Raw genomic sequence first — 12,564 nt, forward strand, 5'->3', positions numbered from 1 at the left:
GTTCATACCCGTGAGGTCGTGGGTTCGACTCCCTCCGCCGCTACCAATTAGGACCCTTAGCTCAGCTGGTTAGAGCAGACGGCTCATAACCGTCCGGTCGTAGGTTCAAGTCCTACAGGGTCCATTTGTGAACAGCTTTCAGATGAAAGCTGTTTTTTGTTTTCATTTTTAGTTTTCAAATCCGGAGTCATGGGTAAATATCCGTTAGCATTTTGTTTTTCGAAAAATATGAAATGAGGCGAAGCGAGATGGAACGAAATCATACGATGATGCAATTTTTTGAATGGCATGTCCCGGCTGACCAGAAGCATTGGAAGCGATTAAAAGAACGGGCTTCCGAGTTGAAAGAAGCTGGAATCACCGCACTCTGGTTGCCCCCGGTCACGAAAGGACAGAGCGACGAGGATACGGGGTATGGCGTGTATGACTTGTATGATTTAGGCGAGTTTGATCAAAAAGGGACGGTCGCGACCAAATACGGGACGAAACAAGAATTGCTCGAGGCGACGAAACACGCGCAAGAGCTCGGAATGCAGGTTTATATGGACGTCGTATTGAACCATAAAGCCGGTGCCGATGCGACCGAGAAGTTCGACGTGCTCGAAGTGGACCCGGAAGACCGTACGAACGTACTATCGGAAGAGCCGTTCGAAATCGAGGGATGGACAAAATTCGATTTTGAAGGACGTAAAGATAAATATTCTTCATTTAAATGGAACTTCCATCATTTCAACGGGACGGATTATGACGCTGCGAACGACAAGAGCGGCATCTTCTTCATTCTAGGCGAGAACAAAAAATGGAACGATAATGTCGACGACGAGTTCGGTGTCTATGACTATTTGATGTTCGCCAACATCGACTATCATCACCCGGAAGTACAGGAAGAAGTGCTCAGCTGGGGCAAATGGTTCATCGAAGAGACGAAGTGTGACGGGTTCCGACTCGATGCGATTAAACACATCAACTATGATTTCGTAAAAGAGTTCAGTCAGACGATGAAAGCCGAAAAAGGCGAGAACTTCTACTTGGTCGGTGAGTTTTGGAAGTCAGAACTCGATGCGTGCCGTGAGTTCCTAGACAACATTGACTATCAAGTCGATTTGTTCGACGTACCGCTCCACTATAATTTGCAGCGGGCCTCGACTGAAGGGGAGTCGTTCGATATGCGGACGATCTTTGACGATACGCTCGTCCAATCCCACCCGCTTCACTCCGTGACGTTCGTCGATAACCATGATTCACAACCGGAAGAAGCGCTCGAGTCATGGGTCGAGGATTGGTTCAAACAAATCGCCTACGGCTTAATCTTGCTTCGCCAAGACGGATACCCATGTGTGTTTTATGGTGACTATTACGGCATCAACGGACCGCACCCGGCCGAAGGCAAAAAGCCGGCAATCGACCCGCTCCTCTACGCCCGTCGTGAAAAAGCGTACGGTCAACAAGACGACTATTTCGATGACGAGCATGTCATCGGTTGGGTCCGTCACGGCAGCGAAGACATCGAGCGTTCAGGTTGTGCCGTCATCATCTCGAACAGTGAAGCAGCTAAGAAAACAATGTTCGTCGGCGAACAACGAGCCGGTGAGAAATGGGTCGACTTGACGCAGAACGTCGATGAAATCGTTGAGATTGACGAAGGCGGAAACGGGGTATTTAAAGTGGCGGCCGGGTCAATTTCGGTTTGGGCGTTGCCGGAACAAGACGTCGAGTGAGGCATTACAATTGAGTCAGCCGTCACAAATCTGTTACATTAAAAACGAACGTTGTTCAAACCAATTTTAAGGGGGATTTTAGTTATGGCTAAATTTGAATTACCACAGCTTGATTATGCATACGATGCACTCGAACCACACATTGACGCACGCACGATGGAAATCCACCACACGAAACACCACAACACTTACGTCACGAACGTGAACAATGCACTCGAAGGAAAAGACGTGGACTACTCTTCACTTGAAGACTTGCTCCAAAAAATCGATTCGCTTCCTGCTGACATTCAGACAGCGGTTCGTAACAACGGTGGCGGTCACTGGAACCACTCCTTCTTCTGGAAATTGTTGAAGAAGAACGAGAACGGAGCACCGACAGGCGAACTCGCTTCTGCCATCGACGAAGCGTTCGGTAGCTTTGACGCTTTCAAAGATGAGTTCACGAAAGCAGCGACAACTCGCTTCGGCTCTGGTTGGGCTTGGCTCGTCGTGAAAAACGGCAAACTCGAAGTCACATCGACTCCAAACCAAGATTCACCGATCATGGAAGGCGTTCAGCCAATCCTCGGTCTCGATGTTTGGGAGCATGCGTACTACTTGAACTACCAAAACCGTCGTCCGGATTACATTCAAGCGTTCTTCCATGTCATCGACTGGGATTACGTCGCGAAGCTCTACGCAGACGCAAAATAATGACACTGTCCCGGGATTCGATTGAATCTCGGGATTTTTTCTACATTTCATTATTTTGTAAACAAATTATGATATAGTGAAAATCGAGTCGAAAAATAGAAATAACACTGACATATACGTTACCTATACTTATAGAAGGAATTGAATCAGAAAGGAGATAACTGAATTGGCCAGAAACCGTGTGAAAGTGCCGAAGAAACGGCGCAACCACCTTCCGTTGCGATTGAACTTATTGTTCTTTATCGTCTTCATCTTATTCGCGACACTCATTTTCCGTTTAGGCGTCGTCCAAATCGTCAACGGTGAGTTGATTGCCCGTGAAGTTCAGAAGACCGAATCAAGCAAAATCAAGTACGAGGTACCGCGCGGTAAAATCTATGACCGCAACGGCCAAGTGCTCGCCGACACCATCTCGAACTACTCGGTCATGTATCGCCGGTCGCAAGTGACGAAGACGGAAGAGCGGCTCGAAGTCGCCATCAAGCTCGCGGAAATCGTCGACGTACCGGAGAAGGACCGTAAAGTGACGGAGCGGGACCGCAAGGATTATTGGATTGCCATCGATCCGGAGCGCTCGCAAGAACGGGTCCAAAACCTGTTGGCTGATTTATCGGAAGAAGAACGGGCCGCCTTGTCGAACCAAGACGTCGACCAGTTGTTGCTCGATTCCATCACGGACGCGGAAATCACGTTTGATGATGCGACCGAAGAAATCATCGCTATCAAACATAACATGGAGTCAGGCTATGCGCTCGACCCACAAGTCATTAAAATCGGGGCGTCTCCAAAAGAAATGGCACTGATTGAAGAAAACTTGGAACTGCTCCCTGGCGTCAGTGTCGAACCATATTATCAGCGGGATTATCCGTTCGGTGAGACGTTCCAAAGCTTCCTCGGAAGTTATCGTCAAATCCCAGCCGAGCAGCGCGCTTCGTATCAAGCAAAAGGGTACGGCTTGAATGATCGGGTCGGAACGTCTTATCTCGAACAACAGTATGAGGACGTGCTACGCGGGACCCCGGCCTATGACGTCTTCACGACGTATAAAGGGGAACCTGTCGGAGAACCGACTCGCGTCAGCGGGAACCCAGGGAAAGATATCATCTTGTCGACGGACATCGAATTCCAAAAAGAAATCGATGAGATTTTGAAGAAAGCGATTCGAGCCGGCCGCTCGGGCAGCCCGCACTTTGACCGTGCCTTCGCCGTCGTCATGAACCCGCAAACGGGTGAATTGCTCGCCCTCTCGGGACAAGAACTCGACTATGAAACGAACGAATTCAAAGACGTCTCGACCGGGACGGTCCTGCGGGCGAGTCAAATCGGCTCGACAATCAAGGGAGCGACGGTCGCGTTCGGACTTGAAGAAGAAGTCATCCAACCGGGTGAATATATTTATGACACGCCGATTCGTATCGGTTCGTCACTCAAGTCGTCGTACCGGAACATGGGGAACATCAACGACCTTGATGCCCTCGCGTTATCATCGAACATTTATATGTTCCAAATTGCCCTGCGGCTCGCCGATTACTACTCGACCGGCCAAATCGTCGGAGAGAACGTGACCGAGGCATTCAATACGATGGAACATTACTATAAGCAGTTCGGACTCGGGATTGAGACAGGGATCGACCTCCCATATGAATCAATCGGATTCCGTAGCGTACCGGACCGTGTTACGCTCCTCATGGATATGTCGATCGGTCAGTTCATCTCATACACGCCGATTCAATTGGCGCAGTATACGTCGACGCTTGCGAACGGCGGATACCGGATTCAACCGCATCTCTTGAAAGAAATCATCGAACCTGGCTCGCTCGACGAAGCGAACAAGCAAGTCGTCAGCACGTTCCAACCGAACGCGCTCAATAAAGTCGATATTCGTGATGAATTTCTTCAACGGGCGCGCCAAGGATTCCGGCAAGGGGTCGAGAGCGGAACGTCTCGTATCTTGCAACAGACAGGAATCACGGCGGCCGGTAAGACCGGTACCGCTCAAGCGATCGCGGAAGGGCCAGATGGTCAAGCGAAGCGAAACGCGAACGGTGAACCGATTAAGACACTCAACTCGAACCACGTCGGCTGGGCGCCATATGATGACCCGGAAATCGCTTGGGCCATCATCATGCCAGGCCTCGAGGCGGAAGGGATCAACACCCGTGTCGCGCACGACATCATGAAGGCGTATTTTGACTTAGAAGACGTCCAAGCACAGATTCAATAAAGAAGTCACTTCGGTGGCTTCTTTTTTTCGTCTTTACAATTCTTTTACGTTCCGTTTATTTCTCGTTAATAGTAGTTTATTAGGATGTTAATTGTAGGACAGAACAACGAAGCCACAACACAAATCAAAGCAAACTCAAGGAGGACGTCAGAAATGTCTTGGATGAAAAAATCAGCTTTAGTCGCTTCAATTACTTCGGTGGCCATCATCGGTGCCGCGTGTGGGAACAATGAAGAAGGTGGCGCAGCCGACGGTGAAGGACTTTCAGGTAAAGTCGTCATGGATGGTTCGTCTACCGTATTCCCAATCATGGAAGCTGTAGCTGAAGAGTATTCAGCAGAACAGCCAGAAGTCGAAGTGACGGTTGGTGTCTCAGGTACGGGCGGCGGATTCAAACGCTTCGTGACAGGCGAAACAGACTTCTCAAACGCATCACGTGAAATCAAAGAAGAAGAAGCGGCTGAAGCTGAGAAGAACGGTGTCGAGTACACGCAACTCGCAGTAGCACTTGACGGTCTCTCGCTCGTCGTCAACCCAGAGAACGATTGGGCACAAGACATTACGATTGAAGAGCTCAATAAAATGTGGACTGACCCGAACGTGAAAACATGGAAAGATGTTCGTGCGGACTGGCCGGAAGAAGAAATCTCATTCTTCTCACCTGGTAAAGATTCAGGAACGTACGACTTCTTCAACGAAGCAGTACTTGACGATACAGATATCCGTGAAGACACACAGTTGTCAGAAGATGATAACGTCCTCGTAACTGGTGTTGCTGGTACAAAAGGCGCGATTGGGTTCTTCGGTTACGCGTACTATATCGAAAACAAAGATACGCTCCGCGCATTGAACGTCGAAGGCATCGAGCCGACGACGGAAACAATCAACGATCTTTCATACCCGCTCTCACGTGAAATTTACACGTACGTGAACAACGCGTCATTAAAAGATAAGCCGCAAGTCGCTGACTACACACGCTTCTTGAATGAAAATGCAGCAGCCCTTTCAGAAGAAGTTGGTTATGTCGGAATGGAACAAGCACGATATGATGAAAACGCTAAAGTGATTGACGAAATCGCTGGCGAGTAAATAGCGCAGGAGGCAGAAGGTGAGAGTCGCTCTCACCTTCTCGCCGTGCTTTCTAGTATGAAGAGGTAGGGAGCGATACACGAGATGAATCAACCAAACAACGGGTTTTCGATTCGAGAGATGATTGAAGCCAACAAGCAAAAAAAATATAGTTCAACGAACGTGTTTGATAAAGTCATGCCGTTCTTATTATTCTTGAGCGCATTCGTTTCGGTCGTCACCACGGTCGGGATCGCGTTCACACTCGGTTTTGAACTGTTCAAGTTTTTCGAGCGCGTACCAGTCGCTGAGTTTTTAGGCTCGACCGAATGGTATCCGCTTAGCGCCGATCAACGTTTCGGTGTCTGGGCACTCGTCATGGGGACGTTGCAAATCACCGTCATTGCCATGATTGTCGCCGTTCCACTCGGATTGGCATCAGCGATTTATTTGAGCGAGTATGCGTCTGAACGCGCTCGTACGATTTTGAAGCCAATCCTGGAAGTACTCGCAGGCGTACCGACGATCGTTTTCGGTTTCTTCGCCCTATCGTTCGTCACACCGATCTTGCAGGCATTGATTCCGGGACTTCAAATCTATAACGCCCTCAGCCCAGGAATCGTTGTCGGGATTATGATCATCCCGATGATTGCTTCTATTTCGGAAGACTCGATGAGCGCCGTGCCGAAAAAAATTCGTGACGGGGCCCTTGGTCTCGGTGCGACACGTCTAGAAGTCGCCATCAAAGTCGTCATGCCGGCCGCGCTCTCAGGGATTATCGCGTCGATCGTCCTCGGGATGAGCCGGGCCATTGGGGAAACGATGATCGTGACGATTGCCGGCGGGTCACAACCGAACTTCGAGTTCAACCCGCTCAACGCGATTCAAACGATGACGGCGTATATTGTTCAGATCGCCAAAGGCGATGCCGGGTACGGGACAATCGAATATTACAGTATCTATGCGGTCGGTGCGCTATTGTTCGTATTCACTCTCGTGATGAACCTATTCGCCAACTGGGTGACGCGCCGCTTCAGAGAGGAGTACTAATATGGCTTTACCGAACAGTGAGTTCAAGAATACGAAGAACTTGATGGATCGTGATTCCGTTTCACAACGAATCAAACGCCGTCTTCAATTAAACGAGATTTTTAAATATATCTTTTTGGCAGGGCTCGTCTTTGCCCTGCTCGTCTTATCGACGTTGATTTATGACGTCATCTCAAAAGGGGGCGGATGGGTCAATCTCGATTTCTTGCGGAACTTCCCGTCACGCCGTCCTGAACAAGCCGGTTTGTATCCTGCCTTAATTGGAACATTCTGGTTGATGCTTCTGATCGTCCCGATGGTGTTCATCGTCGGTGTCGGTGCAGCGATTTATATTGAAGAGTATGCGCCGAAAAACCGTATCACGTCATTTATCGAAGTGAACATTTCGAACTTGGCCGGTGTCCCGTCAATCGTATTCGGATTGCTCGGATTGACGATCTTTGTACGAGTCATGGAACTCGGTAACTCGATCATGGCCGGTGCCCTGACACTCGGACTGATGAGTTTGCCAATCGTCATCGTCGCGTCACAAGAAGCATTACGGTCTGTCAAGATGGAGTTGCGCCACGCGTCGCTCGCGCTTGGTGCCTCGAAATGGCAGACGACCTTCAACGTCGTCTTGCCGTCCGCGATTCCAGGAATTATTACAGGAATCATCTTGGCCGTATCTCGTGCGATCGGAGAGACAGCCCCACTGATTATGGTCGGGGCCGCGACGTTCATTTCCACGACGCCAAGCAGCGTGTTCTCAGACTTCACGGCGCTCCCGATTCAAATCTATAACTGGACGAGCCGTCCGCAAGCAGAATTCCAAAACTTGGCCGCAGCCGGTATCATCGTTTTGATGACGATGTTGATTATCATGAACTCGGCAGCCATCTATATCCGTAACAAATACACGAATCGACATTAAGTCGTAGCAGTAAACGAGGAGGACTCTCGAGATGATGAAACAAAAAGAACTCAAAGGAGATCATGAAGTGAATACAACGACGACCCAACCGAATGATACCGTGATGCAAAAAGACAGCGCCTATGTCGTGAACAACTTGAACTTATGGTATGGCGACGATCAGGCGTTGATCGACGTCAACCTCGACATCAAGAAAAACGAAGTGACGGCTATCATCGGTCCGTCAGGTTGCGGGAAGTCGACGTTCATCAAAACGTTGAATCGGATGGTCGAACTTGTACCATCAGTTCGTACAAACGGTGAAATCTTGTATCATGGACGCAACATCTTCAATCGCGACTATCGGGTCGAAGATCTCCGCACGTCGGTCGGTATGGTGTTCCAGCAGCCGAACCCGTTCCCGAAATCGGTGTATGACAACGTCGCTTACGGCCCGCGTACACACGGGATCAAAAATAAGAAAGTGCTCGATGAGATCGTCGAACGCTCACTCCGTGGCGCCGCGATTTGGGATGAAGTGAAAGATCGTTTGAACGAGAATGCCTACGGCCTCTCAGGCGGTCAACAGCAACGCCTCTGTATCGCTCGGACACTCGCCATCGAGCCGGACGTCATTCTCATGGATGAGCCGACATCAGCGCTCGACCCGATCTCGACACTTAAAGTCGAGGAGCTCGTTCAAGAGTTGAAAGAGCAGTACTCGATCATCATCGTCACACATAACATGCAACAAGCGGCTCGTGTATCGGATAAGACGGCGTTCTTCTTAAACGGAGAAGTCGTTGAATTCGATGCGACCGATAAAATCTTCTCGAATCCAACTGATAAACGGACTGAAGATTATATTTCTGGCCGGTTCGGTTAAAAAGGGGAGACAATGATGGCACAAAATCGCACATTCTTTGATATGAAGTTGAACGAATTAGAAGATAAGGTTGTCCGCTTGGCGAACTTGACGATGCGTCAAACAGCAACGGCAATCGAGGTTCTTGAAAAACGGGATCTCGAACTTGCTCAGACCGTCATCCTTAACGACAATGAACTTGACAACCTCGAGCTCGAAATCAATGATGAGGCAATCCTTTTAATTGCAAAACAACAACCAGTCGCGACCGACCTTCGTCGTTTGATCGTGACGATGAAGTCGGCGACGGACCTTGAGCGCATCGCGGACTATGCGACGAACATCGCTAAAGCCGTCGGCCGTATCGAACACGTCCCGTATGTGCTAGACATCCAACCGCTTAAACAGATGGCTGAGCAGTTAATCGACATGCTTGAACTTGCGACACGTGCATACCGAAAAGGCGAGGTCAGTCGAGTCCGTGAGTTAAATGAGATGGACAAAGTCATCGATGACTTGAACTTGCGGGCAATCAAGCAATATATGGGCTCTGTTCCGGCGATGACTGTCGGGACGAACGATGTGTATGAGTTTGCGAACATCGCTCGCTACTTAGAACGGATGGGTGATCACGTGACCAACTTCGGAGAACACCTCATTTTTCTCGAAAAAGGGAAACATTATGATTTAAATCAGTAACAAGAGTGGTAAAGAACAACAGACCAGTTGTTCTTTACTTTTTTTGTGCAGGAATTCACGGATAAGGAGCGAATAGTAGAACATATGGATTTTTTTTAGGAAGGGAGCCACATATATATGGAAGAGAAAATCGTTTCCTTGAAACAACAAGGACTGACGTTAAAACAGATTGCAGAACAATTAGATATGCCAATCGGGAAAGTTCAATACGCTTGGCGGAAATGGCGTTCCCGACAAGGTGAACCGGTTAAACCGATAGCCGTCAAAACCCGAAAGACCGAGGGGGAACAATCAATGGGATCAAAACCGAAACAAGTACCCGCCTCGTCTGTGAAGCAGGTCGCTTCGACACTGCAACACGAGGAGCCTGACCAATCACCGCTTCTTGACAAAGGTCCAGAAGGGTTCTGGCAGCTCCCTGACCGCTATAATCAAGATTTGATGCATGCGGTCGTCCAATCACCGAACGCCGTCTACGTCTTCTGGGAAGTGTCGGACAGCGTCAAAGAGACGCTTTCGATGCAATTCATGCGCCCATGGGAAGACTTGCCGAAGGCGTTCCGCATCCTCGACATCACGTTGCTCGACTACGCGAGCGGGCATGCGAACCGGTCGTATACGTTCGAATTGCCGGAGATGACGAACAGTTGGTTCGTCCGACCGCTCGATCCGAATACGACGTATGTGTTCGAGTTTGGGATTCGGACGATGGAAGGAGAGTTTCTTCCTCTACTCGCCTCAGCCCCGATTGACACACCACGGGCAGAGCCAGCCGGCCACGGGCGCTTCGCCGAACCGGTGCGACGTTGGCAATACGGGGAAGTCGAGTCTCCTGAACTACTTGACACGTTACCGAAATATTCCGCATACCGATTCGTGCGCTGAGGAGGATTTTTAGATGAAACCAGGTTATTTTTCACTCGTCCTTCATGCCCATCTTCCATACGTACGCCATGAAGAGAAACATCGCTTAGAAGAGAGATGGGTGTATGAAGCCATCTCCGAGACATATATCCCGATTCTGTGGCAAGTCGACCGTCTGCGAAAGCCGCTTCATTGGACGGTCAGCATTTCGCCGCCTGTCGTTGAGATGCTCGCTGACCCGCTCGTCCAGGACCGCTATTTAGAACACTTAGATGAGATGCTCGAGTTGATTCAAATCGAGCTGTCAGAGGAGCGGAGCGAGCAAGAAGTCGATGCACTCTATTTTTACCGTCAGCGTTACAATGATTTGAAAAACACGTTCCTTCATTGGGAGAAGAACTTGAACCACGCCTTCCGTACATATCGGGAGCAGGGCTTCATCGATATGGTCACGTGTACGGCGACGCACGGCTTCAACCCTCATTTGTTCACCGAGCAGGCGGCCCGCGCTGAAATCCGGACGGGACTGAACTGTTTCGAACGTCATTACGGGTTCCGTCCGACCGGGATTTGGTTGCCCGAGTGCGCCTACACGCCAGGTGTCGACCGCATTTTGTATGAAGAAGGCATCCGCTATACATTTGTCGACGAACACGCTTTGCTCGATGCCGACCCGACACCGGATAAAGGCATCGGCGCCCCGGTCTACTCGCCGCATGGCGTCGCCTTGTTCCCGCGTGACCAAATCATCTCTGGGAAAATTTGGAGCTCGATGATCGGGTATCCGGGCCATCCGGACTATCGCGAATTTTATCGCGACCTTGCCTACGACCGTGACTGGGAATATATCCAGGCGTTCATGCATCCGGAAGGAATTCGCTTCGATACGGGCTTGAAGATGCATCGTATCACTGGTGACACGGATCAAAAAGATTTTTATGTCCGTGCTTGGGCCGAGCATCAAATCGACAACCATGCCCTTGATTTCGCACAGACGCTCGAAGGACACCTCGAGGCCCATGGTGGGCAGACGTTCCCGCCGTTCCTGGTCACTGCGCCGTTCGATGCCGAACTGTTCGGGCATTGGTGGTTTGAAGGACCTGAGTTCCTCGGAAAAGTCGCCGAGCGGCTCGAGGAGTTTGGCATCGAGACAATCACCCCGGCCTTGTTTCTCGAACGCCATTTCCAAGACCTCGAGACGGTCCATGTCTCGATGAACACATGGGGACGGAAAGGCTATGGCGACGTCTGGATTAACGAACGCAACGAATGGATGCTTCGTCACTTGCACATGATGGAGACACAACTCGTCAAAGATGTGGCCGATTATCGTCACAAGTCGCCACTCGTCGACCGGGCGCTCATCCAACTTGTTCGCCATTATGTGCTCGCCGTATCGAGTGACTGGGCGTTTATCCTCGACGGCCAGACGACGGCCCAATATGCGGCGGAACGGTTCCGCGAACATACACGCCTGTTTGCCGAGCTCGAGACGGCCCTTTACCAAGACAAGCTATCGGACGAGTTGCTCGCAGATCATTATCGCGCGTATCCGTTCCTTGATGATGTGGATATTGATATCGACACGTTCTTGTCGCCACACGATTATTATGTGACTACAGAGCGGGTCCAAGAGGACGAGGCCATTCTCGTCTTGACACCAGAATATACAGGCAACGTCGTCGGAGACCTCGGGCGCCGCGTCATCGACGAAGTCGAAGCAAGAGCGGCGGACGGAGAGACGGTGTACGTCTTGACACCGTTCAAGGAAGGGTTGCCAGAATATGAACGCCACAACCGAATTCACGTCTACCGCGTCCGTTTGACGAGCCCTTTCTTGGAGCACGTGATGAACCAAGTCGCGGCTCAAAACGTGGCCTATGTCAAACTCGTACATGAACTCGTATCGAAAGTAACGTTCAAAGCGATCCATCAATTCGATTGGATGACGATCACAGCGGCACGTTCACTTGCGAAAGCACTACAAGTTCCGTTATACTCGACTATGTTGTCGTTTGAAACGACCCGCAATCCGCATGGACATGGCGGACTGTTCGACGCAATCCATCGAATCGAGAGCAGTATCCTCGCTGAAGCCGATACAGTCTTCATTAGCGAACAACTGTCGGCCGAGGAAGTCGGGATGCGCTATCCGCTTGGCGATAATGTGAAAACCTGCCTGCCGCTCGACGCTTCGCCTTACGGACAGGAACGTTTGAAAAAGAACACGAAATAACCTTGCTTTTTTAAATAAAACTTGGTAGGATAATTGAGTATGCTTAGACTGTAAAGCAAAAGCACTTGATACAACACTAGTAAGATGGGAGTGAAAGAAATGCGCGTTAAAATCACACTAGCTTGCACAGAGACAGGCGATCGCACGTACATCACGAAGAAAAACAAACGTAACAACCCAGAGCGCCTCGAATTGCGTAAATACAACCCACGTCTCCGTCGTCACACGCTTTACCGCGAAGTGAAGTAATGAGAC

11 protein-coding genes and 1 tRNA gene are annotated in these 12,564 nt (G+C 50.0%); all 12 read left to right on the forward strand.

What is annotated here, in order from left to right:
• The first annotated feature begins 50 nt into the window (after positions 1-50).
• Positions 51-124, forward strand: a tRNA-Ile gene (locus DPV68_RS06375).
• A 124-nt stretch (positions 125-248) separates the two neighbouring features.
• Entirely contained in the window at positions 249-1,718 is a 1,470-nt protein-coding gene (locus DPV68_RS06380; protein WP_114165956.1) for an alpha-amylase, read from the forward strand.
• A gap of 84 nt (positions 1,719-1,802) precedes the next feature.
• Positions 1,803-2,411 (forward strand): superoxide dismutase, encoded by a 609-nt coding sequence (locus DPV68_RS06385; protein ID WP_114165957.1) that lies wholly within the window; start codon positions 1,803-1,805, stop codon positions 2,409-2,411.
• A 166-nt stretch (positions 2,412-2,577) separates the two neighbouring features.
• A complete protein-coding gene (locus DPV68_RS06390; protein WP_198662263.1) occupies positions 2,578-4,635 on the forward strand; it encodes a peptidoglycan D,D-transpeptidase FtsI family protein in 2,058 nt (685 codons plus the stop codon).
• A gap of 153 nt (positions 4,636-4,788) precedes the next feature.
• Positions 4,789-5,724, forward strand: coding sequence for a PstS family phosphate ABC transporter substrate-binding protein (locus tag DPV68_RS06395; protein WP_114165958.1), 936 nt, complete (start codon positions 4,789-4,791; stop codon positions 5,722-5,724).
• Positions 5,725-5,808: 84 nt separating this feature from the next.
• Positions 5,809-6,753 carry a phosphate ABC transporter permease subunit PstC gene (pstC, locus tag DPV68_RS06400; RefSeq protein WP_114165959.1) on the forward strand — a complete coding sequence of 315 codons (945 nt, stop codon included), beginning with the start codon at positions 5,809-5,811 and terminating at the stop codon, positions 6,751-6,753.
• A gap of 1 nt (position 6,754) precedes the next feature.
• Complete coding sequence (gene pstA / locus DPV68_RS06405) at positions 6,755-7,666, forward strand: phosphate ABC transporter permease PstA (RefSeq protein WP_114165960.1); 912 nt, start codon at positions 6,755-6,757, stop codon at positions 7,664-7,666.
• Between the two features lie 103 nt (positions 7,667-7,769).
• Positions 7,770-8,531, forward strand: a complete 762-nt coding sequence (gene pstB, locus DPV68_RS06410; protein WP_232819542.1) for a phosphate ABC transporter ATP-binding protein PstB — start codon at positions 7,770-7,772, stop codon at positions 8,529-8,531.
• Positions 8,532-8,546: 15 nt separating this feature from the next.
• A complete protein-coding gene (gene phoU, locus DPV68_RS06415; RefSeq protein ID WP_114165962.1) occupies positions 8,547-9,209 on the forward strand; it encodes a phosphate signaling complex protein PhoU in 663 nt (220 codons plus the stop codon).
• 117 nt (positions 9,210-9,326) lie between these two features.
• Positions 9,327-10,094, forward strand: a complete 768-nt coding sequence (locus DPV68_RS06420; RefSeq protein ID WP_114165963.1) for a DUF4912 domain-containing protein — start codon at positions 9,327-9,329, stop codon at positions 10,092-10,094.
• Positions 10,095-10,107: 13 nt separating this feature from the next.
• The gene (locus DPV68_RS06425) at positions 10,108-12,309 is read left to right on the forward strand and encodes a 1,4-alpha-glucan branching protein domain-containing protein (RefSeq protein WP_114165964.1); all 2,202 of its coding nucleotides are present in this window, start codon (positions 10,108-10,110) and stop codon (positions 12,307-12,309) included.
• 84 nt (positions 12,310-12,393) lie between these two features.
• Entirely contained in the window at positions 12,394-12,558 is a 165-nt protein-coding gene (rpmG, locus tag DPV68_RS06430; RefSeq protein ID WP_255313299.1) for a 50S ribosomal protein L33, read from the forward strand.
• Positions 12,559-12,564 lie beyond the last annotated feature (6 nt).

The sequence above is a fragment of the Exiguobacterium sp. TNDT2 genome (genome assembly GCF_003331145.1).
GTDB lineage: Bacteria > Bacillota > Bacilli > Exiguobacteriales > Exiguobacteriaceae > Exiguobacterium.